Origin of the sequence: Streptomyces rishiriensis (assembly GCF_030815485.1) — a bacterium.
In the GTDB taxonomy this organism is placed as follows: domain Bacteria; phylum Actinomycetota; class Actinomycetes; order Streptomycetales; family Streptomycetaceae; genus Streptomyces; species Streptomyces rishiriensis_A.
On the sequence record NZ_JAUSWV010000002.1, the window covers coordinates 3,953,110 to 3,975,043 of the forward strand.

Here is a 21,934-nt window from a genome sequence, read left to right on the forward strand (position 1 = left end):
GTTCTGTCGGAATGAGTGTCACCCGGACAGGTGAATCCTCCGCCGACACCGCACCCGATCCCCGCCGCTGGTGGGGCCTGGTGATCATCGCCCTCGCCCAGCTCATGGTCGTCCTGGACGCGACGATCGTGAACATCGCGCTGCCCTCGGCCCAGCAGGACCTGGGCATCTCGGACGGCGACCGCCAGTGGGTGATCACCGCCTACACCCTGGCCTTCGGCGGCCTGCTGCTGCTCGGCGGCCGCATCGCCGACCTGGTGGGCCGCAAACGCACGTTCGTCATCGGGCTGATCGGCTTCGCCGTCGCCTCCGCACTCGGCGGAGCGGCGACCGGCTCGGCCATGCTGTTCGGCGCCCGGGCCCTCCAGGGCGTCTTCGCGGCCGTACTCGCCCCGTCCGCGCTCAGCCTCCTGACGACGACGTTCACCGACCCCAAGGAACGCGGCAAGGCCTTCGGCATCTACGGCGCCCTCGCCGGCAGCGGCGCCGCGATCGGCTTCATCCTCGGCGGCCTGCTCACCGAGTACCTCGACTGGCGCTGGTGCCTGTACGTCAACGTGCCCATCGCCGTCGTCGCCGTGTTCGGCGCCCTCGTGCTGCTCCACGACCGCCCCGGCCACGCGGACGTCCGGCTCGACGTGCCCGGCGCGGTACTGGGCTGCGGCGGGCTGGTCGCGATCGTCTACGGCTTCAGCGAGGCCGAGCCGCGCGGCTGGACCGACCCCCTGGTGCTGGGGCTCTTCGCCGGCGGGATCGTCCTGCTCACCGCGTTCGTGTGGTGGCAGACGAAGGCGCGGAGTCCGCTGCTGCCCCTGCACATCATCAGGGACCGCAACCGAGCGGGCTGCTTCCTGACCATGGGTCTGGCCATCATCGGCATGTTCGGGCTCTTCCTGTTCATGACCTACTACCTCCAGGTCGCCCTCGGCTACTCCCCCGTGAAGACCGGCCTCGCCTTCCTCCCCCTCACCCTCGCGATCATCATCGGCTCCACCCAGATCTCCGCCCGGCTGATGAACCGCGTGGCACCGCGCATGCTGATGGTCCCCGGCATGCTCCTCGCGTCGGGCGGCATGGTGATCCTCACCCGGATGACCGTGCACTCCTCCTACACCAGCGAGATCCTGCCGGCGCTGCTGCTGATGGGCCTGGGCATGGGCCTGACCTTCATGCCGGTCTTCGCCACGGCCACCGCCGGGGTCGCTCCGCAGGACGCGGGCGTCACCTCCGCCACCGTCAACACCTCGCAGCAGGTGGGCGGCTCCATCGGCACCGCGCTGCTCAACACGATCGCCACCACCAGTGGCGCCGCCTACATCGCGGCCCGTTCGACCGGCCCCGCGCGCCGGGCGCAGGTCGCGGCCGAGGGAACCGTGCACGGCTACACGGTGGCCATCTGGTGGGCCGCCGGGATCATGCTGCTGGCCGGCCTGGTGGCGGGCCTGATGGTCACCACCGGGCCGCCGAGGCACGCCCCGGCGGACACGGCCGTCCCGGAGTCGGTGGGCTGACCGTCCCCGGACCTCGGCCGTCACCGCCTCCCGAGAGGCGCGCGCCTGTCCGCGTCAGTGGCGCCCCGCCACGCGGTCCGCGAGCCGTGCCAGCCGTGAGGAGCCCGCCGCGTGGCGCTCGGACTCCCGCCGGTCCGCCGCCCGGTAGGTCGCGTACATGCCCCGCACCCCCAGCCAGCGCAGCGGCTCCGGCTCCCACCTGCGCACCTGATGACCGACCCAGGGGAGGCCGGTGAGATCGGTGCGGCCCTCCTGGCCGGAGTCGAGCCGCACCAGGTCCCGCAGAGTCCGGGCGGCCAGATTGGCGGTGGCGACACCGGAACCGACGTAACCGCCCGCCCAGCCGATCCCCGTGGCCCGGTCCAGCGTCACCGTCGCGCACCAGTCGCGCGGCACGCCCAGCACCCCCGACCAGGCGTGCTCGACCCGCACCCCGGCCAGCGCCGGGAAGAACCCGACCAGGATCTCGCGCAGCGCCCCGGCGGTCTCGAGCTGCGTGCGTCCGTCGTTGTCGGTCCGCGAGCCGAACCGGTAGGGCACCCCGCGCCCGCCGAGCGCTATCCGGCCGTCCACCGTGCGCTGGGCGTACATATAGGCGTGCGCCATGTCACCGAGCGCCTCCCGCCCCGACCAGCCGACCGCGGCCCACTGTTCGTCGGTGAGCGGCTCGGTGGCGATCATCGAGGAGTTCATGGGCAGCCAGGTCCGCCGCTCGCCCTTCAACGCGGCCGTGAACCCCTCCGTGCAGCGCAGCACGTACGGCGCCCGCACGGTCCCGTACGGCGTCACCGCCCGACCCGGAACGATCTCCGTCACCGGCGTCGACTCACGGATCTCCACCCCCAGCGCCTCCACGGCCGCCGCGAGCCCCTTGACCAGCTTCACCGGGTGCACCCGCGCCCCGTGCGGGGTCCAGCTCGACCCCACGGCGCCCGCCACCCGCACCCGCTGCGCCGTCTCCCGGGCGCCGTACAGCTCGCGGTCGTCCTCCCCGTACGACAGCTCGCGCGCGTGGAAGTCCCTCAGCCGCGCCAGTTGCGCGGGGGTCCGGGCCACCTCCAGCACCCCGCCCTGGTGGACACCGGCGTCGAAGCCTTCCTCCGCCACCGCCCGGACGACCTCGTCGACCGTGTCGTTCATCGCCCGCTGGAGCCGTACGGCGGCCTCGTGGCCGTGCAGTTTCGCGTATCTGTCCCGGCCCGCGACGCCGTTGTACAGCCAGCCTCCGTTGCGCCCCGAGGCGCCGTATCCGCAGAACCTCTGCTCCAGGACGGTGATCCGCAGGAAGGGCGCCGCCTTCTTCAGGTAGTACGCCGTCCACAGCCCCGTGTACCCGCCGCCGACGATCACGACGTCGGCGGAGGCGTCGCCGGCGAGCGGCTCCCGCACCGCCGGAAGGCCGTCGTCCGCGTACCAGAAGGAGATGCCGCCGTTGACGACGCCGTTCACGACACCGCTTGCCGAGCTGCTCATGGCCGGACGTTAACCCGGCGGCACAGGCGCTGTCTCCTTCGGATTCCGTACTCTTTCGCGCCCTCTGACCAGCGGATAGCACGCCAGCCCGACGAGGACGGAGACGAAGTGGCCGAGGTCGGTGAAGGTGGGCCCGGCGGCCAGCGGGAAGCCGTAGAAGACGAGAACGGCCGCCAGACATCCGTACCGCCAGGGCGGGCGGATCCGGTGGACGAGCACCGCCACCACACCCGACAGCGCGTAACTCACCCCGACGTCCAGGGTGTTGACGGCCGACTGCGGCGCGAGACCGTCCCCGATCGCCTTCGCCAGCGCGCCTTCGCTGATCAGCGTCGCCAGCACATGCGCGGCCGCGCACACCGCCAGCCACCGCGCGGTCCCCAGCCAACGCTCGGCCGGGGCGTGGAAGACGGAGTACAGCACCGCGTACGGCAGCCAGTACCCGCCGTCGATCCACATCGCGCTCGCCACCAGCACCCGCACCGGATGACGGGACAGCTCATGGATGTTGGTGGACCGCTGCCGCAGGAACTCCTGCTCGAACTCCGGTGACATGTGGTGCAGGGCCACCGTCGTGACGAACAGGACCGTCAGCCACACATAGGTGCCGGGCGCGCTGCGGACGTACGCCCACACCGCCCGCCGGACGCCGGAAAGCCCGCTGAGCCGTCTCACCCGGCCCAGTATCGGCGAAACGTCGGCCGGGGGCAGCGGAAAGCCCAGGCCGCACCGGAGCTGACCTGGGCTTTTCGTGGAGCCCCCTGTCGGATTCGAACCGACGACCTGCTCATTACAAGTGAGCTGCTCTGGCCAGCTGAGCTAAGGAGGCATCGCGCGCCACCGCGCACGCGCGAGGGCGGCTCCACTGTACACAGCCCCGCTTTCCCCTGGCCACGGACTTCCACCGTCCGCACCGCTCCGGGCCGGCGAGCCACTCGACGCCACTCGACGCCACTCGTCGCCACTCGAAAGTTTCCGCGAAGTTCACATGCCTGCGGGTACTGACAGACCGGGAAACGCCAGGTACCGTCCTGACCCAGTTCGCTCATGTGGACTACACCAACCACCTTCCTACAACGGATCGTCCGGCACGTTCCTGCCGGTAGAAGGGGGCCTTTCACCATGGCCACTGTCACATTCGACAAGGCGACCCGGATCTACCCGGGTTCCACCAAGCCCGCCGTCGACGCTCTCGAGATCGACATCGCGGACGGCGAGTTCCTCGTCCTGGTCGGCCCGTCCGGCTGCGGCAAGTCCACCTCGCTCCGCATGCTCGCGGGGCTCGAGGACGTCAACGGCGGTGCGATCCGCATCGGCGACCGCGACGTCACGCACCTGCCGCCCAAGGACCGGGACATCGCCATGGTGTTCCAGAACTACGCCCTCTACCCGCACATGTCGGTCGCCGACAACATGGGCTTCGCGCTCAAGATCGCCGGCGTCAACAAGGCGGAGATCCGGCAGAAGGTCGAAGAGGCCGCGAAGATCCTCGACCTCACCGAGTACCTGGACCGCAAGCCGAAGGCCCTCTCGGGTGGTCAGCGCCAGCGCGTCGCGATGGGCCGCGCCATCGTGCGTGAGCCGCAGGTCTTCCTCATGGACGAGCCGCTGTCCAACCTGGACGCCAAGCTCCGCGTCTCGACGCGTACGCAGATCGCCTCGCTGCAGCGCCGCCTCGGCATCACCACCGTCTACGTCACCCACGACCAGGTCGAGGCCCTGACCATGGGCGACCGGGTGGCGGTCCTCAAGGACGGTCTGCTCCAGCAGGTCGACACCCCGCGCAACATGTACGACCGGCCCGCCAACCTCTTCGTGGCCGGCTTCATCGGCTCGCCGGCGATGAACCTCGTCGAGGTGCCGATCGCCGACGGCGGCGTGAAGTTCGGCAACTCGGTGGTCCCGGTCCAGCGCGACGCGCTCGCCGCCGCCACCGACAAGACGGTCACCGTCGGCGTCCGCCCCGAGCACTTCGACGTGGCCGGCGCCGACGCCGACACGGGTCTCGCGGTCGTCGTGAACGTGGTCGAGGAGCTCGGCTCCGACGCCTTCGTCTACGGCACCGCCAAGGTCGGCAGCGAGTCGAAGGACCTCGTGGTCCGCGTCGGCGGCCGTGACGTCCCGGAGAAGGGCAGCACGCTGCACGTCGTCCCGCGCGCGGGCGAGACCCACGTCTTCTCGACCTCGACGGGCGCGCGCCTCTCCGACTGACCCGGTTTGAAGCCGGGTGATTCACCCGGTCTGACGAAAAGGGCCCCGCAGCCTGCTGCGGGGCCCTTTTCCGTGCTCGCGAAAATCCCCGGCACAGCGGACATTCCGACCGAGGTCCGTCAACCCCTTACCCAAAAGGGGGCACGGGTTCATCCCCCGTACGGGTGACTCAATGTCGCCGGATCATTACTGCACGCTACCCTCTCACGCGTGAAGCACTCCGCGAACCACTCCACCACCCAGCGCACGCGCCGCGGCCAGGGCGGCCCAGCCCGCCGGATCGGCCGCTCGCTCGCCCTCGTCCTGCCCGTCGTCATGGTGCTCTCCGGGACCCTCGCGGTCACCCGGGTCAACTGGTCGGGGAACCCCTCGGATTCGGTGCTCACCGCCTCCGACGTCTCCGCCGCGCAGCAGTCCTCGCACCGGGCCGCCAAGGCCCCGCAGGAAGTACTGCGCGACCAGTTGCTGACCGAGCTCCAGGAGAAGGATCCGGGCGTAGCCCTGACCCACCTCCAGGCCGCCGTGAACGGCAGGCCGTCGCTGGCGAAACACTGCTCCTCCATCGCCCGCGCCCTGGGCCGTGCGGCCGTCCGCCTGTACGGCCCCTCGCGCGCCCAGTCGTACTCCCGCCCGGTGTGCGACACGTCCTTCGCCTCGGGCGTCCTGGCGGCCCGCGGCTGAGCCACCGGGCCCCGGGCCGTAACGACCCGGGCGTGCGGTTCCCCTCCCACCGGGGGAGCCGCACGCCCCGGAACAAGCGGCACGTACAGTGCGGGCATGACCGATCCGCACGCCGCGTCCCGCCCCACGCAAGCCGTCATCCTGGCCGGTGGCCAGGGGTCCCGGCTGCGCCCGTACACCGACGACCGGCCCAAGCCGATGGTCGAGATCCCCGGTACGGGGACGCCGATCATCGGCCATCAGCTGCGCTGGCTCGCCGAGGAGGGCGTCACCGACGTCGTCGTCTCCTGCGGCCACCTCGCCGAGGTCCTTCAGGACTGGCTGAAGTCGGCCGACCTGCCCGTCAAGGTCACCACCGTCGTGGAGACCGAGCCCCTGGGCCGCGGCGGCGGCCTGAAGTACGCGGCCGCCCACCTGCCCCACCCCGACCGGCCCTGGTACGCCACCAACGGCGACATCTGGACCCGCTTCTCGCTGCGCGAGATGGCCGACTTCCACACCGAGCGCGACGCCATAGCGACCCTCGCGCTGGCCCGTCCCCGCATTCCGTGGGGTGCGGTGCAGACGGACGGGTTCGGTCACATCACGGACTTCATCGAGGCGCCGCCCACCACGTACGAGATCAACGCCGGCGTCTACGTCTTCTCCCCCGCCTTCGCCGGGCTGCTCCCCGAGCGCGGGGACCACGAGCGGACGACGTTCCCGCACCTCGCCCGCGAACGGCGGCTGGCCGGGTTCCCGCTCCCGCAGGGGGCGTACTGGCGCGCCATCGACACCGCGAAGGACCTCACGGAGGCGGCGAAGGAGCTGGCGGCGCTGAGCCGCTGAGAGCCGCTGGACGGGTGGAGCGGTTCCTTGCCGTTGCCGACCCGGTGGGGGCCGGTCGCGCAGTTCTTCGCCCCCCTGAAAACCTCGAGGGTGCCGTGCGCTGTTTCAGCGCACGGCACCCTCGGTCCTTCAGCTCCGTCCTAGCCGAGCAGGCCTCCGACCAGGCCCGGCTGGCCGGAGGACGAGGAACCGCCGTCCGAGCCGCTGCCGCCACCCGTCGAACCGCCTGACGTCGCCGAGCCGCCGGAGGTGGGGCCCGAGCTGGTGGCGGGGGCCTGCTCCACCGGGGTGGACTGCTCGGGCGGAGCCTCGCCCGCGGTGCCCTGCGTCTGGCTGGGCGCGCCGGCGTCCCCGCTGCCGGTGGTGCCGGAGTCCTGCGCCTCGGAGGGTTCGCTGTCCGTACCCGCCGTCGGGGCCGCCGAAGTGGCGCCCTGGGTGGGCGAGCTGGACGCGGAGGGCTCGCGGGACGCCTTGTGCGTGCCGGACTTCTCCGGCAGCGGCGAGCCGGGCAGCTCGTTGCGCGGGGGCTCGCCCGGGCCGGGGACGACCACCCGGTCGGCGTCGCGGACGGCGCCGCCGAGCAGCGAGCCGACGAGCAGGGTGAGCCCGACGGCGATCGCGGTCACCAGAACGCCGCGGCGCAGCACGTAACGGCGCAGCTCCCACAGGTCGGAGCGCGGGCCGAGCCGGCGCCACGCACCGGCGGCGAGCCGGCCGTCCACCGAGTAGACCGGGGCGCCGGCGATGATCAGCGGCGACCAGGCGGCGAGGTAGATGATGTCGGGGGTGTCGTAGACCGGGACGGTCTTCCAGCTGACGGTGACGATGAGCGCGGCCGAGAGTCCGGCGCCGACGACCGCGGCGATCCGCTGCCAGCACCCCAGGACCGTGAGGACGCCCACGACGACCTGGAGGAAGGCGATGACGAGGCCGGAGCCGACGGGGTGGTGCAGGGCGAACTGGCGCAGCGGCTCGGCGACTTCCCACGGGTGCAGGGTATTGAGCCACTTCACCATGGAGCCGCGCTTGCCGCCGTCGAAGTAGACGGGGTCGCACAGCTTGCCCATGCCGGCGTAGATGGAGATGAAGCCGAGGAAGATGCGCAGCGGGAGCAGGACCACGCCGAGGTTCATCCGGCGGCCCGGGTAGTAGGCGTGCCGGGCGGGATCGTCGCCCTGCCGCCGACCGCGCGGCGCCGGTTCGGGATCGTCGTCGACTTCCCCGAAGTCCTCGAACTGGGCGTCGTCGTAGCCGGGTTCGTCGTAGGCGCTGCCGACGCCGCGCATGTTCGGCAGGATCCGCTGCTCGCCGTCGACGGGCGTCCGCTGGGCGCCGACGATCGGGGTCTCCAGGGTCTGCGCGGCGAGGCCGCCGTCGTAACCCGGGTCGCCCATGTCGACGCGGGGGATGACCTGGGTGGCTCCGGCGTCGGCGCCGGGCGGTCCGCCGTGGCCGACACTGCCTGCCCGCACGGCCTGGAGCAGCCGGTGGGCCCCGGTGTCGTCCGGGGCGGACTTGCCGCTCCAGACGACCGCCCGCCGACGGCCACCGGAAGCGGCGCCCGCTCTGCCCGCCGCCCCGACGGCGGAGATGCGCGCGGTGTCATCGATGGCGCTCACGTGACGGGCGATCCGCGGGGATTGGTTACGCCGCGCCGACGCGCCCAGCTGCACGCGGAAGCTCGCGTGGCTGACGATGATCTGCGCCGGATCGCTCGGCACCTTCACCATGCTCAGCGCGGGAGCGTCGTCGAATCCCGACGAGCGGTCCCCCGTGGGTGTGCGGGGTGTTCTGGTGTCCACACTCATCTAACCGAGTGACGTGTGTTTAGGACACTGCTTTGACCCGCCGGATCTGTCCGGGCTCCGTCAAGGTTGCACGACTCGGCGGGATTAACCCGTCCGAGTGAACCGTTTCCCTCTGTCGCCCTCGCACGCCACCCGGACTGGCGCGGCTGCACGGGCCTCGGACCGACGGGCTCGGACCGACGGGCTCGGTCGGCCCGGGCCGGCCGAGCCCGGCCTGCCTCAGCCCCTGCGGCGAGCCGCCTCGTACAGCACGATCCCGGCCGCCACACCGGCGTTGAGGGATTCCGCGCCGCCCGGCATCGGGATCCGTACCCGGTAGTCGCAGGTCTCGCCGACCAGCCGGGAGAGTCCCTTGCCCTCGCTGCCGACGACGATGACCACCGGACCGTCCAGGGCCTTCAGCGTGCCGACCTCGTGCTCGCCGTCGGCGGCCAGGCCGACGACCGCGATGCCGGCCTTCTTGTAGGCCTCCAGGGCGCGGGTGAGGTTGGTGGCGCGGGCGACCGGGGTGCGGGCGGCCGCACCGGCGGACGTCTTCCAGGCACCGGCCGTCATACCGGCCGCGCGGCGCTCCGGGACGACGACGCCGTGACCGCCGAAGGCGGAGACGGAGCGGACGACGGCGCCCAGGTTCCGCGGGTCGGTCACGCCGTCGAGGGCGACGATCAGCGGGTCCTCGCCGTTGTCGTAGGCGGCCGACGCCAGGTCCTCGGGGGTGCGCGTACTCGTACGGCGGGACCTGGAGGACCAGGCCCTGGTGGTTGAGGCCGTTGGTCATGCGGTCCAGTTCGGGACGCGGGGCCTCCATGAGGTGGATGCCGCCGCGCTCGCTGGCGAGCTGGAGCGCCTCGCGCACCCGCTCGTCGTTGTCGATGAACTGCTGCACGTAGAGCATCGTCGCGGGCACGCCCTCGCGCAGCGCCTCGACGACGGAGTTCCGGCCGACGACCATCTCGGACGTGCCCTTGCCGCCGCGGCCGCGCTGTGCGGGCCGGCGCACGGCCTGCTTCGCCTTGGCGGTCGCGATGCGGTTCGCCTTGTGCTTCTTGCGCATCTCGGCGGGCGGGGTCGGTCCCTTGCCTTCCAGGCCCCGGCGCCGCTGGCCGCCACTGCCGACCTGCGCGCCCTTCTTGCCGGACATGCGGCGGTTGTTGGCTGCCATGAGTCTCTCGTCTCCGTGAGCTTTCGTACGTACGTCTTATGCAGTGTGCCGCCCGGAAGGCCGGGCGGCACAGTCGATCAAGGACAGGCCCTGGGGCCGCCCCTACCGCGGGCCGAGGCTCCAGCGCGGCCCCTGCGGGCCGTCCTCGATGGCCAGGCCGGACTGGGCGAGCTGGTCACGAATGGCGTCCGCGGTCGCCCAGTCCTTGCGCCCGCGGGCCGACTCCCGCTGGTCGAGGACGAGTCGTACGAGGCTGTCGACCACGCCGTGCAGGTCCTCACCCCGGCTCTCCTCACCGGCCCAGTGGGCGTCGAGCGGGTCCAGACCGAGGACGCCGAGCATGGCACGGACCTCGGCGAGGCGCGCCACGGCGGCCTCCTTGTCGTCGGCGGCGAGGGCCGAGTTCCCCTGCCGGACCGTCGTGTGCACGATGGCGAGCGCCTGCGGAACACCCAGGTCGTCGTCCATCGCCTCGGCGAAGGCGGGCGGCACCTCGGCCGCCGGCTCGACGACGCCCCCGGCCTTCTCGACGACGCGCTGCACGAAGCCCTCGATCCGCGCGAACGCCGACTCGGCCTCGCGCAGCGACTCCTCGCTGTACTCGATCATCGAGCGGTAGTGCGGCGTACCGAGGTAGTAGCGCAGCACGATCGGGCGCCACTGCTTCACCATCTCGGAGACGAGGACGCTGTTGCCCAGCGACTTCGACATCTTCTCGCCGCTCATGGTGACCCAGGCGTTGTGCACCCAGTACCGCGCGAACTCGTCGCCGTAGGCCTTCGCCTGGGCGATCTCGTTCTCGTGGTGCGGGAAGATCAGGTCGAGGCCGCCGCCGTGGATGTCGAAGACGGATCCCAGGTACTTGTGCGCCATCGCCGAGCACTCGAGGTGCCAGCCGGGACGCCCGCGGCCCCAGGGGGTCTCCCAGCTCGGCTCCCCGGGCTTGACCGACTTCCACAGGGCGAAGTCGCGCTGGTCGCGCTTGCCGGTCTCGCCGTCCGCCGAGGGCTGGAGCAGGTTGTCCAGCTCCTGGTTGGACAGCTGGAGGTACTCCGGGAACGAGCGCACGTCGAAGTAGACGTTGCCCTCGGACGCGTAGGCGTGACCGCGCTCGATGAGCCCGCGCATCATCTCGATCATCTCCGGCACGTGCCCGGTCGCGCGGGGTTCGTAGCTCGGCGGCAGGCAACCCAGTGCCTGGTAGCCGTCGTTGAACGCCCGCTCGTTCTCGTACCCGATCGACCACCAGGGCCGGCCCTGGTCGTGCGACTTGACGATGATCTTGTCGTCGATGTCGGTGACGTTGCGGATGAACGTGACGTCGTAGCCGCGGTGGGTGAACCACCGGCGCATGATGTCGAAGTTGAGGCCCGAACGGATGTGCCCGATGTGCGGGGCCGCCTGCACGGTGGCGCCACAGAGGTAGATCGAGACACAACCCGGCTGGAGCGGGGCGAAGTCACGGATCTGCCGGGCACTGGTGTCGTACAGGCGAATGGTCACCACTCCAGGGTAGTGGGCGCGGAGCGATGCCCCGAGCCCCTTCCACCCAAGGGCCACACATTCGTGACATGCCATGGCATATGTCGGCCGGGGTGCGGGTGCCGCCGGTCAGCCGGTACGCGCCACCAGCGCCGTCGCGATCGCCAGCAGGCCCTCGTCGCGCCCGGGGAACCCGAGCCCGTCCGTCGTCGCACCGGAGACCGACACCGGCGCGCCCGCCGCCTCGGACAGGATCTTCTGCGCCTCGTCCCGCCGCTTGCCGATCTTGGGACGGGGGCCGACGACCTGTACGGCGATGTTGCCGATGACGAACCCGGCCGCGCGGACGATCCGGGCCGCCTCCGTCAGCAGGGTGACGCCCGAGGCGCCGGACCACTCGGGGCGCCCGGTGCCGAAGTGCTGCCCCAGGTCACCGAGGCCGGCCGCGGAGAAGAGCGCGTTGCAGGCGGCGTGCGCGACCACGTCCGCGTCGGAGTGCCCGGCCAGTCCGGGGCCCTGCCCTTCCCACTTCAGGCCCGCGCACCACAGCTCGCGGCCCTCCTCGAAGGCGTGGATGTCGGTACCGATGCCGACCTGGGGAAGCAGGGGCCGCGTCTCAGAAGCCATCGTTGAGCCTCCTGCGGGCCAGGACCGCCTCCGCGAGGACCAGGTCCAGGGGCCGGGTGACCTTGAAGGCCTCCTCGTGGCCGGGGACGACCACGACCGTCAGCCCCAGTTGCTCGACCATGCTCGCGTCGTCGGTGACGTTCTCCGTGACCGTCTCGTGGGCGCGGATCAAGGTGGCGCGGTCGAAGCCCTGCGGGGTCTGCACGGCACGGAGGCGGGCCCGCTCGGGCGTCGCGACGACCGGCTCGGGGTCGCCGACGGTATCGGCCGGCTCGACCTCCTTGACGGTGTCCGCGAGCGGCAGCGCCGGGACGACCGCGGGAGCGCCCTCGCGTACGGCCTCGATCACGGCGTCCACCGTGTCGACGGGGACGAGGGGCCGGGCGGCGTCGTGCACGAGGACGATGTCGTGGCCGGGCGGCAGCGCGTCCAGGCCGAGCTTCACGGACTCCTGACGGGACTCGCCGCCGGGCACGACCAGGAAGTCGGTCCGGTCGGGCAGCGCGTGCGCGTCGAGCAGCGACTTCACCTCTGCGGTGCCGTCCGGCGGGGCGACGACGACGACCAGGGACACGGCTCGGGAGGCGGCGAGGGCGCGTACCGCGTGGATCAGCATGGGCGTGCCACCCAGCGTGCGGAGCGCCTTGGGGGCGCCCGGACCGAGGCGGACGCCCCGCCCGGCGGCCGGAATCACCGCGGCCGTGCGGGTGGGCGCGGGGGAGGGACGCGAATCGTCAGACATCGGTTCCTGTCAGGTTTGTGTTCCGGCCCGGCGTGGGTATGGCCCTGGAAGTGCCGGGCGCGACGCCTTGACCGGACCCTTCCGTGACGTGCCGGTCGGGGCAGCAGCCCGGGCCCGGCGCATCAAGTATCGAGGCATCGGGCGCATGGTCGGGGGCGGTACGGGGCAATATCGACCGACCAGCCCTGTCGGGCAGGGCGTACGGTGGCTGCCCCGGCGCGGACATGCCGCAGCGCCCGGCGACGGGGAATTCGTCATCGGGCACCGCGGCATTTCAGTGTTCTTCAGGCGCGTGTTCTTCGGTGTGCCGAGGCCGGTCTCGGGCCGGCGTCAGCACACGAAAACGCGAGCTCAGGACGCGAGCACCTCGTCGAGCAGTGCTTCGGCCTTGTCCTCGTTGGTGTTCTCCGCGAGAGCGAGCTCGCTCACCAGGATCTGGCGGGCCTTGGCGAGCATGCGCTTCTCACCGGCGGAGAGTCCGCGCTCGCGCTCACGACGCCACAGGTCACGCACGACTTCCGCGACCTTGATGACATCGCCGGAGGCGAGCTTCTCCAGATTTGCCTTGTAACGACGCGACCAGTTCGTGGGCTCCTCGGCGTACGGCGCACGCAGCACCTCGAAGACCCGGTCCAGCCCGTCCTGACCGACCACATCACGTACGCCGACGAACTCCGCATTGTCCGCTGGCACACGTACCGTCAGGTCACCCTGGGCGACCTTCAGCACCAAGTAGGTCTTGTCCACGCCTTTGATCTGGCGAGTTTCGATAGCCTCGATCAGCGCGGCCCCGTGATGGGGATAGACCACGGTGTCGCCAACCTTGAACGTCATGTGACAGGTACCCCTTCCGTGGCTATCCAGGGTAACACGGAAACTGCGGGTTCTGAATGGCGTTTTCGCAGGTCAGGGCATATCTCGGGGCTTGACAACAGCGACAGGAACGTGCTGCGGAGGGGCCGCGGAAGCAGGTATTCGCAGGTCGGAGGTGCTCTCCGAGGGAGGAGAAACGCGCACGTTACACGCATCGGAAGCCCCGCCCGAACGGCCGAACGTCCACATATGTCCGCTTCCAGGAGTGCGACTTCCGCTACTCCGTTCGGTTCACGTGGCCGGATACAAGCCGTTTCCGGAATTGATCATCGACCCTCGACCCGGCCCGTGATCAATTCCGGGGACGACCTCGCATTCCTTCACCGAAAATCCGCGAGCAGAGGTCCGGCACGGTTATGCGAATGCGCCCCCGAGCCGGAAGACGAGCCGGAAGAGGACAAGAAGAGGACGGGGAGGGGAAGAGGACGCGGAAGACGACAGCAAGGTGAGGAGAAGGCAGGAGAAGACGGAGGGAACGAGAGGGGAACGAGTGGCGAACGAGAGGGGATGACGACGGGCGGAGAACGAGAAGACGGCAAGTGAAGCCGATGTGACTCGCGGGTCGCTTGTGGCCGTCCGGACGGGTGGTGCCGGAGGCCGTCCGGCGCGTCCGTCGCGGCATGGGATCGCTCTAGAGGCGGGTCGGGTGCGGCGGCACGAGAACGGCTCGGTAACCTAAGCCCGCTGACAGACCCTTAGGACGGCTTTATCCAAAGGAAAGCCGCCCGCGTGTACAAGGAGTTGCCGCCGCCGTGAGCAGCAGCCTTCGACGCGGCGCCCTCGCCGCTTCCGCCATCGCGTTCTCGATCGCCTCGCTCGCCGCCTGTGGGGCCGGCAACGACTCCCAGACCCTGGAGATCAAGCCGGACAACGCCGCCGCCAGCGTCGGCGACATCAAGCTTCAGAACGTCGTCGTCATCACCCAGCCCGACCTGGAGTCGACCGGTCCCGCCGTGATCTCGGCGACGGTCTTCAACAGCGGCAGCAAGGCGCAGACGCTGGAGTCCATCACCCTCGACGGCGGCAAGTCCGCCGAGCTCTCGCCCGCCAAGGGCAAGGGCAAGCTCACCGTCCCGGCCGGCGGCTCGGTCGTCATCGGCGGCGCGAACAACGCGTCCGCCGTCCTGCCGAGCAGCCGTGAGGCCGTCAAGGACGGCGACGCGCAGAAGGTGACCTTCACCTTCAGCGAGACCGGCGAGGTCAGCCTGCGCGCCTTCGTCGTCCCCGCCGAGAGCTACTTCTCCAAGTGGGGCCCCACCGACATCCCGAGCGCCGCGGAGTCCCCCTCCGCGAGCGCGTCGGCGTCCCCGTCCGAGTCGGCCTCCGGCTCGGCAGCCGAGGGCGGTACCGCCGGGTCGGGATCGGCGTCCCCGTCGGACACGGCCTCCGCCTCCGCGTCCGCGTCGGAGTCGGCGACCGCCGGCCACTGACCTCCACGCACACGCACGCAGGAAGGGCGGCACCCCGCACGGGGCGCCGCCCTTCCTGCTCCATGTCCGTCCCGGACGCACCCCTCGCACCGCGGCGCGGGCCTCGCGGCACTGCGCCGACTCCGCCCGTCGGCCACGGCGGCCACGGCGGCCACGGCGGGCCGGTCTACGGCTCGAACTTGTAACCCAGGCCGCGGACCGTCACCAGATACCTCGGCGCGCCCGGGTCGGGCTCGATCTTGGCCCGCAGGCGCTTGACGTGGACGTCGAGGGTCTTGGTGTCGCCCACGTAGTCGGCGCCCCAGACCCGGTCGATGAGCTGCATACGGGTCAGGACGCGCCCGGCGTTGCGCAGCAGCATCTCCAGGAGGTCGAACTCCTTGAGGGGGAGGTCGACCTTGGAGCCGGAGACCGTCACGACGTGCCGGTCGACGTCCATGCGGACCGGGCCGGCCTCCAGGGCCGCCGGGGTCACCTCCTCCGGCTCGCCCCGGCGGCGCAGGACGGCCCGGATACGGGCGACCAGCTCGCGCGAGGAGAAGGGCTTGGTGACGTAGTCGTCGGCTCCTATCTCCAGGCCGACGACCTTGTCGATCTCGCTGTCCTTCGCGGTCACCATGATCACGGGGACGTTGGAGCGGCCGCGCAGCTGACGGCACACCTCCGTACCGGGCAGACCCGGCAGCATCAGGTCGAGAAGCACGAGGTCGGCGCCGTTGCGCTCGAACTCGTCGAGTCCGTCGGGCCCGGTGGCCGCGATGGCGACCTCGAAGCCTTCCTTGCGGAGCATGTAGGACAGGGCGTCGGAGAAGGACTCCTCGTCCTCGACGACGAGCACTCGGGTCACGGAAGGACCTCCGGGGCGGAAAGCGTCCGGTACGCGGACGAATCGGGGGATGAGGCGCGGGGTGAAGTCTGGGTCGGGCGATGAGGGGAGGAGTGGCCGACCTCGTGGAGGTCGTCGGCGTCATCGAGGTCGTCGACGTCGTCGATCTCGTCCGGGTCGGCATGCTGATGCGCACGGTCGCGGGCCACGCCCGTCTCCGGTAGGCGCAGGGTGAACGTGGAGCCCTGGTTCTCGGCGCTCCACACCGTGACCTCCCCGCCGTGCGAGGCGGCCACGTGCTTGACGATCGCCAGCCCGAGCCCCGTACCGCCCGTCTGACGGGAGCGGGCCGGATCGACGCGGTAGAAGCGCTCGAAGATGCGCTCCTTGTCCTTGTCGGAGATGCCGATCCCCTGGTCGGTCACGGCGATCTCGATCAGGTCCCCGCCCGGCGCGCCCACCCGGCGGGCGGCTATGCCGACGCGGGTCCGGGCGGGTGAGTAGTTGACGGCGTTCTCGACCAGGTTGCCGAGGGCGGCGGCCAGCTGGCCCCGGTTGCCCCAGACGCGCAGGTCGGCGGTGCCGCCGGCGGCCATGGTGATCTGCTTGGTCCCGGCCTGGTGACGGCAGCGGTCGACCGCCTCGGCGACCAGCTCGTCGATGCCGATCGGCTCGGCGTCCTCGAGAGGATCGTCGTTCTGGACCCTCGAGAGGTCGATGAGCTCCTGCACCAGGCTGGTCAGCCGGGTGGCCTCGATCTGCATACGGCCGGCGAACCGCTCCACCGCCTCCGGATCCTCCGAGGCGTCCATGACGGCCTCGGAGAGGAGGGAGAGCGCTCCGACCGGCGTCTTCAGCTCATGGCTGACGTTCGCCACGAAGTCCCGCCGGACCGCTTCGATACGACGGGCCTCGGTGAGGTCCTCCACCAGCAGAAGGACCAGCCGGGATCCCAGCGGAGCCACTCTGGCGGACACGGCGAGAGCCTCGCCGCGCCCGGTCCCGCGCCGGGGAAGGTCCAGCTCGACCTGGCGTATCTCTCCGTCGCGTCTGGTGTCCCGGGCCATCTTGAGCATGGGCTCGACGCTGAGCCGGCCACCGCGCACGAGCCCGAGGGCGTAGGCGGCGGAGCTGGCCTTCACGACGGCGTCAGCCTCGTCGAGCACGACGGCGGAGGAGCGAAGCACGGAGAGGACGGTGTCCACACCCGGCGGAAGCACCGCGTCCGTGTGCAGAGAGGTGCGCGTGGGGCGCTTCTGCTCCCGCTCGCTCCAGCGGAACGCCAGCATGGCGATGACACCGGTGAGTACTCCGGCGATCGCTGCCGCTGCGGCGACCGCCGCGTTCACGTCCATGGCACCAGGTTAGGCACGCGATCGGTCCTGGCCACAGCTATCGAGGTGCGACCTCGAACACTCGTCGCCCAGAGTTCACCTTGGAGCCAGTAGTGGTTCATTCGGGGTGCCGGAAATCGACGCGTACGGGGCGGAGCGTGGCACCGTGGGCTTCGCAGCACCGGATCCACGGCCGTTCGGCGCCGGTGCAGCAGCCGGTCCCGGCCCGGTTCGCGGCCGGTTCCGGCCCCCGGAACCGAACCCGAACCCCGAGCACGACGTACGAGAGGGAACCCTGATGCGGGACGCGTACCACGAGGAACTGGACTCGATCGGCGACAGCCTGGTGGAGATGGCCCGGCTGGTCGGGTCGGCGATCGGACGCGCCACGACCGCCATTCTCGACGCCGACCTGAAGCTCGCCGAGAGCGTCATCGAGGCCGACAAGAGGGTCGACGAGCTCCAGCACGACCTGGAGGCGCGGGCGATAGCGCTGCTGGCCCGGCAGCAGCCGGTGGCGACGGATCTGCGGATCGTGGTCACGTCGCTGCGGATGTCGGCCGACCTGGAGCGCTCCGGGGACCTGGCCCAGCACGTGGCGAAGCTGGCGCGGCTGCGCTTCCCGAACCGCGCGGTCCCGCAGGACCTGCACGCCACGATCCTGGAGATGGGCCAGCTCGCGCAGCGCCTGATGGCGAAGGCTGCGGAGGTCGTCGTCACCAAGGACGTCGACCTCGCCCTCCAGCTCGAGTCGGACGACGACGAGATGGACCTCCTGCACCGCACCCTCTTCCAGCACCTGCTGGACGACCGCTGGAAGCACGGCATCGAGACGGCCGTCGACGTCACGCTGCTGGGCCGCTACTACGAGCGCTTCGCCGACCACGCGGTGGCCGTCGCCAAGCGCGTGGTGTTCCTGGTGACGGGCGAGCACGCGGACGAGCTCCAGCCGGAGATCCAGCCCGACATCCAGCCGACGACCGGAGCGGGCACGGGAACGGGCACGGCCGCCGCGGGGGCCTGACCCGGCCCGGGACGGGCCATGACGAGGGGAACGGGACGGGGCCGGCGACCGCGGAGGCCTGAACCCGGACCGCGACGGGCCATGACGAGTGGAACCGGGGCGGAGCCAGGGCGGCTGGAACCGGGACCGGACCACGCACGGCTGAAACCTGAAAGCGGGCCACGTCGGACGGAACCGGGAACGGGACCACTGACGGGTGACCGCGGGGTCGTCCGCGGGGCGTGCCGGATGTCCTCAGGGGCGTGTGCAGGCCACTGTGCGCCATTGAGCCGTTGATGCGCCCAGCGGAACGGGCATGCAATGGGCACAGGTCCTACGCCTCCGGGAGGAACCCATGGCCGAGTCCCCCGTCACTCCCACGCCCGACCCCGCACAGGAACGCCCGACCGAGCAGCCCGCCGAGATCAGGAACCTGATGCTCATCGGCGCGTGCGGCTGCGGTTCGGGGTGCGGCTGCGGGTGCCAGTCGGGCAACCCCTGCCAGTGCGGCTGACGACGCACGGCGAACGCATGTGAACGAGGGGCCCGGCGCCGACTCCTTGATCGGCACCGGCCCTTCGCCATGCCCGGACCGCCCGCCGCCGGGTCGCCGCGCGGGGAACGCGAGCGCAGCATGGAGGAAGGACAGGCGCAGATTCACGCACGGCGAAGACCGGAAGGGGGCGGGCAGTCATGACCCGCTTCATGGACGTCCACCACGGCATGCAGGGCATCACCGCCGACCAGCTCCTCGAGGCCCACCAGGCGGACCTCGCCGTCGAGGGCGAGGAAGGCGTCCACTTCGAACGAGCCTGGGCGGACCCGGAGTCCGGAACCGTCTACTGCCTCTCCGAGGCGCCCTCCGCGGACGCCGTCCTCCGCGTCCACGAGCGCACCGGCCACACGGCGGACGAGATCCATTCGGTGCCGTTGGAGGTGTGAGAGCCGGTCAGGAAGGCTTCACGGCGGATACGGCGGTGACGGTCACCTTGTTGTCGCACTCCGCGAACTGTCCGTCGTCCAGGGCGACCTGATGCTTGCCCGCGCCCGGCAGTCCGACGACGATCGTGGGGTACACCACGGGCTCCGCCCCGGATTCGCAGAACCCGTCGGCCTCCCCCTGCACCTGTACGAAGGTCAGCTTCACCCACGCCCTGCCGCCGGGGGCCAGCGTCACCGGCGAGGCGGATCCGGTGGTCGTGACGGAGAGCGGGGAGTTCTTCTCGGGAGAGCCGTTGCCGGCGCCCGCGACGGTCGGGTGGCCCTTGAGGACGCAGGCCTTGGCCGAGCCGTTGGTGAACTCGACGACGGCCGCCCCGGTCCCCGTACCGTCCGGCCGATCGGCGGCCTGCCGGGCGGCGACCTTCAGACTCCCCGCCGAACAGACCGGCGTGGCACCGCCGGAGGAACTGTCCACGGCGGGCGTCACGGCAGCGGCGCTCGCGGCGGGGGACGCCACGGAAGGGGAGGTGACGGAAGAGGGGGTGGCGTGGCCGGGTGTCGCGGAAGCGGGACCGACGGAGGCCGCACCCGCCGAAGCGGAACCGGCCGAAGCGCCGGCCGAAGCGCTGGTCGAAGCGCCGGGGGACTCCCCCGCACCGCATCCGGTCACCACCAGAGCGGCCGAGGCCACGACGGCCGCCATCACGGAACCCCGAATCCCGAAGCTGTTCCCACGCATGTACCGGTTCCCGTTCCTGTTGGCGTTCTCGTTCGCGCTCTGGTTCGCGTACGTGTTCGTGTTCGTGTTGGTGATGGCGTTGGTGATCGCGTTCTCGCTGGTGTTTCCGTACTGCATGCCGCCCCCGGATCCGCATGGCCGGAGGCATCGACCCGGCACCCACTCGTCTGCCTGTCATCCGTCAACCCAGACAGAAGGGGCATGCGTTCGGGTTCTTCCGAGAGCCGACCTGTGACGCGTCGGTGACGATATCGGGCCACATCGACTGATCCCCGTACATCAGAAGAAAGGGTCACTCGTGGCGGCCCTGTCCGGCTCGCCGCCCGGCCGTCGCCGGGTGATCTCGACGCCGGGACCCCTCCAGGGGCCCAGCACGCTGCCGCCCGAGGTGCCCTGCGCATTCGCCGCGCTGCCCCAGTACGACGGCCTCCGCCCCGGGACCTGACGCGGACCCACCCAACGGCCGACGGTCCGAAAGACGGCCCCGAGACAGCGAAAAGCCCCCGACCGCGCCGTTTGCGCAGGCCGGGGGCATGATCGCGAAGACTGGACGTAGACCGCTTCTCAGATCGTCCCGCGTCCCCGCCCGCCCGTCCGTCCGCTTCCGCGGGTCGGTCAGGGAATGGGCCGGCAGGCGGCTTCGTGCCGTCTTCTCAGATGTCCGCGCCGTCGGTGGCCGGCAGCAGTGCGGCCAGTTCGGCGTCGTCCGGGCGGTGGACCGCCTCGGCCGCCTTACGCAGAATGGCGCGGTCGACCTCGTCCGCGTCGGCGATCAGGCGAATCAGCACGTCGCCGTCGGGCACCGCGTATTCGTGGCTGCCACCTGCCTTGCGGTACCAGGCGTCGCCGTCCTGCTCGCAGGTGACCTGCTTCTCCGACACCTCGCCCAGCGGCTGCTTGGGGCAGCTCTCCGCTGTCAGCGTGCCGCGCCCTGCGAAGAGGCCGAACTCGGTGGCGCCCTTCTCCGACCGGTACGCGGCGGAGAACTCGTCGTCGTACTCCCCGATCGACCCCTGGAGCAGGGTGTAACCGGAGACCTCGGTGACATAGACGAGTTCCGGCGCGACGCCCCAGACGCGCGCGGCGGCGTCGAGGTCGGCGGACGTCCCACCGTCCTGGTCCGCGTCGCATCCTGCGAGGAGAACCGGCAGCAGGAGAAGGGGGAGCAGCGCACGCGCGGGTCGCATCATCCGCCCATCCTTTCCCATGGACATGCCACAACCCCAACCGATATCCGGCTGCCCCCCACCTCAAGTTGGCGTCAGTGTGGTGGTCGTCCGGTGGTCCCCGATGCGTACGTGAACCGCAAGGCTGTAGCCACCGCCTTCGACGCCGCCGAAACGACGCGACAAGACGTCAACCGGCTGACGGCCCGGGCCCAGGCCCAGGCCCACCAAAAAGCCCCCTACCGACGGAGAACCCGCAGGTAGGGGGCTTGTTCGGCTCTGCTTACTTCTTCTTGCCCTGGTTCTTGACTGCCTCGATCGCCGCTGCGGCCGCCTCGGGGTCGAGGTAGGTGCCGCCCGGGTTGATCGGCTTGAAGGCCGCGTCGAGTTCGTAGGCCAGGGGGATGCCCGTCGGGATGTTCAGGCCTGCGATGTCGGCGTCCGAGACGCCGTCGAGGTGCTTGACGAGGGCTCGGAGCGAGTTGCCGTGGGCGGCGACCAGCACCGTGCGGCCCGACAGGAGGTCCGGGACGATGCCGTCGTACCAGTAGGGGAGCATGCGGACGACGACGTCCTTGAGGCACTCCGTGCGGGGGCGGAGCTCCGGGGGGATCGACGCGTAACGGGCGTCGGAGGCCTGGGAGAACTCCGAGTCGTCCGACAGCGGCGGGGGCGGGGTGTCGTAGGAGCGGCGCCAGAGCATGAACTGCTCCTCGCCGAACTCCGCGAGGGTCTGCGCCTTGTCCTTGCCCTGGAGGGCGCCGTAGTGGCGTTCGTTCAGGCGCCAGGAGCGGTGGACCGGGATCCAGTGGCGGTCGGCGGATTCGAGGGCCAGCTGGGCCGTGCGGATCGCGCGCTTCTGGAGCGACGTGTGGACCACGTCGGGGAGGAGGTCGGCATCCTTCAGGAGTTCGCCACCGCGGACCGCCTCCTTCTCGCCCTTCTCGTTGAGGTTGACGTCCACCCAGCCGGTGAACAGGTTCTTCGCGTTCCACTCGCTCTCGCCGTGACGGAGGAGGATCAGCTTGTACGGTGCGTCGGCCATGCGTATGAGCGTAATCCACCGCTCCGATGCGTTGTGCGCCCGCTCGTACAG

The 21,934-nt window shown here is 70.9% G+C and carries 21 protein-coding genes, 1 tRNA gene and 1 pseudogene; 9 read left to right on the forward strand and 14 right to left on the reverse strand.

Translation table 11 applies throughout. The features are described 5' to 3' along the window. Nucleotides 1-11 precede the first annotated feature (11 nt). Nucleotides 12-1,511 carry an MFS transporter gene (locus QF030_RS19975; RefSeq protein ID WP_307164040.1) on the forward strand — a complete coding sequence of 500 codons (1,500 nt, stop codon included), beginning with the start codon at nt 12-14 and terminating at the stop codon, nt 1,509-1,511. A 54-nt stretch (nt 1,512-1,565) separates the two neighbouring features. On the opposite strand, the gene QF030_RS19980 is transcribed toward QF030_RS19975, so the two are convergent. The 3 genes from QF030_RS19980 to QF030_RS19990 form a co-directional block, all read right to left on the reverse strand. Next, complete coding sequence (locus QF030_RS19980; protein WP_307164041.1) at nt 1,566-2,984, reverse strand: NAD(P)/FAD-dependent oxidoreductase; 1,419 nt, start codon at nt 2,982-2,984, stop codon at nt 1,566-1,568. A gap of 9 nt (nt 2,985-2,993) precedes the next feature. Further along, a complete protein-coding gene (locus QF030_RS19985) occupies nt 2,994-3,659 on the reverse strand; it encodes a rhomboid-like protein (RefSeq protein WP_307164042.1) in 666 nt (221 codons plus the stop codon). Nucleotides 3,660-3,736: 77 nt separating this feature from the next. Then, a tRNA-Thr gene (locus QF030_RS19990) sits at nt 3,737-3,813 on the reverse strand. Between the two features lie 293 nt (nt 3,814-4,106). Here QF030_RS19990 and QF030_RS19995 point away from each other — a divergent pair. The 3 genes from QF030_RS19995 to QF030_RS20005 all read left to right on the forward strand — a co-directional run bounded on the left by QF030_RS19995 (nt 4,107) and on the right by QF030_RS20005 (nt 6,704). Further along, the gene (locus QF030_RS19995) at nt 4,107-5,195 is read left to right on the forward strand and encodes an ABC transporter ATP-binding protein (RefSeq protein WP_020130312.1); all 1,089 of its coding nucleotides are present in this window, start codon (nt 4,107-4,109) and stop codon (nt 5,193-5,195) included. Between the two features lie 210 nt (nt 5,196-5,405). Then, nucleotides 5,406-5,876, forward strand: a complete 471-nt coding sequence (locus QF030_RS20000) for a hypothetical protein (protein WP_307164043.1) — start codon at nt 5,406-5,408, stop codon at nt 5,874-5,876. Between the two features lie 96 nt (nt 5,877-5,972). After that, the gene (locus QF030_RS20005; protein ID WP_307164044.1) at nt 5,973-6,704 is read left to right on the forward strand and encodes a nucleotidyltransferase family protein; all 732 of its coding nucleotides are present in this window, start codon (nt 5,973-5,975) and stop codon (nt 6,702-6,704) included. A gap of 140 nt (nt 6,705-6,844) precedes the next feature. Here QF030_RS20005 and QF030_RS20010 read toward each other — a convergent pair whose 3' ends face one another. The 6 genes and pseudogenes from QF030_RS20010 to QF030_RS20035 form a co-directional block, all read right to left on the reverse strand. Beyond that, nucleotides 6,845-8,512 carry a DoxX family protein gene (locus tag QF030_RS20010; RefSeq protein WP_307164045.1) on the reverse strand — a complete coding sequence of 556 codons (1,668 nt, stop codon included), beginning with the start codon at nt 8,510-8,512 and terminating at the stop codon, nt 6,845-6,847. Nucleotides 8,513-8,731: 219 nt separating this feature from the next. Then, nucleotides 8,732-9,674 (reverse strand): annotated as a pseudogene (gene rlmB / locus QF030_RS20015) (23S rRNA (guanosine(2251)-2'-O)-methyltransferase RlmB). Nucleotides 9,675-9,776: 102 nt separating this feature from the next. Beyond that, nucleotides 9,777-11,177 carry a cysteine--tRNA ligase gene (gene cysS, locus QF030_RS20020; RefSeq protein ID WP_307164046.1) on the reverse strand — a complete coding sequence of 467 codons (1,401 nt, stop codon included), beginning with the start codon at nt 11,175-11,177 and terminating at the stop codon, nt 9,777-9,779. A 108-nt stretch (nt 11,178-11,285) separates the two neighbouring features. Further along, complete coding sequence (gene ispF, locus QF030_RS20025; RefSeq protein WP_307164047.1) at nt 11,286-11,783, reverse strand: 2-C-methyl-D-erythritol 2,4-cyclodiphosphate synthase; 498 nt, start codon at nt 11,781-11,783, stop codon at nt 11,286-11,288. Then, complete coding sequence (gene ispD, locus QF030_RS20030; RefSeq protein ID WP_307164048.1) at nt 11,773-12,525, reverse strand: 2-C-methyl-D-erythritol 4-phosphate cytidylyltransferase; 753 nt, start codon at nt 12,523-12,525, stop codon at nt 11,773-11,775. Before ispD ends, ispF begins: the two co-directional genes overlap by 11 nt. A gap of 351 nt (nt 12,526-12,876) precedes the next feature. After that, entirely contained in the window at nt 12,877-13,359 is a 483-nt protein-coding gene (locus QF030_RS20035) for a CarD family transcriptional regulator (protein ID WP_003953493.1), read from the reverse strand. A gap of 791 nt (nt 13,360-14,150) precedes the next feature. On the opposite strand from QF030_RS20035, the gene QF030_RS20040 reads away from it, so the two are divergent. Further along, on the forward strand, nt 14,151-14,828 hold the full coding sequence (locus tag QF030_RS20040; RefSeq protein WP_307164049.1) for a DUF461 domain-containing protein: 678 nt from the start codon (nt 14,151-14,153) through the stop codon (nt 14,826-14,828). A gap of 166 nt (nt 14,829-14,994) precedes the next feature. On the opposite strand, the gene QF030_RS20045 is transcribed toward QF030_RS20040, so the two are convergent. Then, entirely contained in the window at nt 14,995-15,675 is a 681-nt protein-coding gene (locus QF030_RS20045) for a response regulator transcription factor (RefSeq protein WP_007382946.1), read from the reverse strand. After that, nucleotides 15,672-17,009 carry a sensor histidine kinase gene (locus QF030_RS20050; protein ID WP_307164050.1) on the reverse strand — a complete coding sequence of 446 codons (1,338 nt, stop codon included), beginning with the start codon at nt 17,007-17,009 and terminating at the stop codon, nt 15,672-15,674. The genes QF030_RS20045 and QF030_RS20050 overlap by 4 nt, the downstream gene beginning before the upstream one ends. A gap of 277 nt (nt 17,010-17,286) precedes the next feature. On the opposite strand from QF030_RS20050, the gene phoU reads away from it, so the two are divergent. The 3 genes from phoU (at nt 17,287) to QF030_RS20065 (ending at nt 18,933) form a co-directional block, all read left to right on the forward strand. Next, complete coding sequence (gene phoU / locus QF030_RS20055; protein WP_307164051.1) at nt 17,287-18,012, forward strand: phosphate signaling complex protein PhoU; 726 nt, start codon at nt 17,287-17,289, stop codon at nt 18,010-18,012. Nucleotides 18,013-18,346: 334 nt separating this feature from the next. After that, nucleotides 18,347-18,505, forward strand: coding sequence for a hypothetical protein (locus tag QF030_RS20060; protein WP_199825037.1), 159 nt, complete (start codon nt 18,347-18,349; stop codon nt 18,503-18,505). Between the two features lie 179 nt (nt 18,506-18,684). Further along, entirely contained in the window at nt 18,685-18,933 is a 249-nt protein-coding gene (locus QF030_RS20065) for an SCO4226 family nickel-binding protein (protein WP_307164052.1), read from the forward strand. 7 nt (nt 18,934-18,940) lie between these two features. Here QF030_RS20065 and QF030_RS20070 read toward each other — a convergent pair whose 3' ends face one another. Continuing rightward, a complete protein-coding gene (locus QF030_RS20070; RefSeq protein WP_307164053.1) occupies nt 18,941-19,450 on the reverse strand; it encodes a DUF4232 domain-containing protein in 510 nt (169 codons plus the stop codon). A gap of 10 nt (nt 19,451-19,460) precedes the next feature. Here QF030_RS20070 and QF030_RS20075 point away from each other — a divergent pair, with 10 nt between their 5' ends. Next, on the forward strand, nt 19,461-19,907 hold the full coding sequence (locus QF030_RS20075) for a hypothetical protein (protein WP_307164054.1): 447 nt from the start codon (nt 19,461-19,463) through the stop codon (nt 19,905-19,907). A 418-nt stretch (nt 19,908-20,325) separates the two neighbouring features. On the opposite strand, the gene QF030_RS20080 is transcribed toward QF030_RS20075, so the two are convergent. Together QF030_RS20080 and QF030_RS20085 are read right to left on the reverse strand one after the other, a co-directional pair. Further along, a complete protein-coding gene (locus tag QF030_RS20080) occupies nt 20,326-20,862 on the reverse strand; it encodes a hypothetical protein (RefSeq protein WP_307164055.1) in 537 nt (178 codons plus the stop codon). A gap of 259 nt (nt 20,863-21,121) precedes the next feature. Next, on the reverse strand, nt 21,122-21,883 hold the full coding sequence (locus tag QF030_RS20085; RefSeq protein WP_307164056.1) for a phosphoglyceromutase: 762 nt from the start codon (nt 21,881-21,883) through the stop codon (nt 21,122-21,124). Nucleotides 21,884-21,934: the final 51 nt, after the last annotated feature.

Bases quoted from the DNA above. Each gene is read 5' to 3' on its own strand.
- QF030_RS20065 (WP_307164052.1), top strand. From the start codon at position 18,685: ATGACCCGCTTCATGGACGTCCACCACGGCATGCAGGGCATCACCGCC.
- QF030_RS20060 (WP_199825037.1), top strand. From the start codon at position 18,347: ATGGCCGAGTCCCCCGTCACTCCCACGCCCGACCCCGCACAGGAACGC.
- QF030_RS20085 (WP_307164056.1), bottom strand. From the start codon at position 21,883: ATGGCCGACGCACCGTACAAGCTGATCCTCCTCCGTCACGGCGAGAGC.
- QF030_RS19980 (WP_307164041.1), bottom strand. From the start codon at position 2,984: ATGAGCAGCTCGGCAAGCGGTGTCGTGAACGGCGTCGTCAACGGCGGC.
- ispF (WP_307164047.1), bottom strand. From the start codon at position 11,783: ATGGCTTCTGAGACGCGGCCCCTGCTTCCCCAGGTCGGCATCGGTACC.
- QF030_RS20080 (WP_307164055.1), bottom strand. From the start codon at position 20,862: ATGATGCGACCCGCGCGTGCGCTGCTCCCCCTTCTCCTGCTGCCGGTT.
- phoU (WP_307164051.1), top strand. From the start codon at position 17,287: ATGCGGGACGCGTACCACGAGGAACTGGACTCGATCGGCGACAGCCTG.
- ispD (WP_307164048.1), bottom strand. From the start codon at position 12,525: ATGTCTGACGATTCGCGTCCCTCCCCCGCGCCCACCCGCACGGCCGCG.
- QF030_RS19975 (WP_307164040.1), top strand. From the start codon at position 12: ATGAGTGTCACCCGGACAGGTGAATCCTCCGCCGACACCGCACCCGAT.
- QF030_RS20010 (WP_307164045.1), bottom strand. From the start codon at position 8,512: ATGAGTGTGGACACCAGAACACCCCGCACACCCACGGGGGACCGCTCG.
- QF030_RS20005 (WP_307164044.1), top strand. From the start codon at position 5,973: ATGACCGATCCGCACGCCGCGTCCCGCCCCACGCAAGCCGTCATCCTG.
- QF030_RS19995 (WP_020130312.1), top strand. From the start codon at position 4,107: ATGGCCACTGTCACATTCGACAAGGCGACCCGGATCTACCCGGGTTCC.
- QF030_RS20035 (WP_003953493.1), bottom strand. From the start codon at position 13,359: ATGACGTTCAAGGTTGGCGACACCGTGGTCTATCCCCATCACGGGGCC.
- QF030_RS20050 (WP_307164050.1), bottom strand. From the start codon at position 17,009: ATGGACGTGAACGCGGCGGTCGCCGCAGCGGCAGCGATCGCCGGAGTA.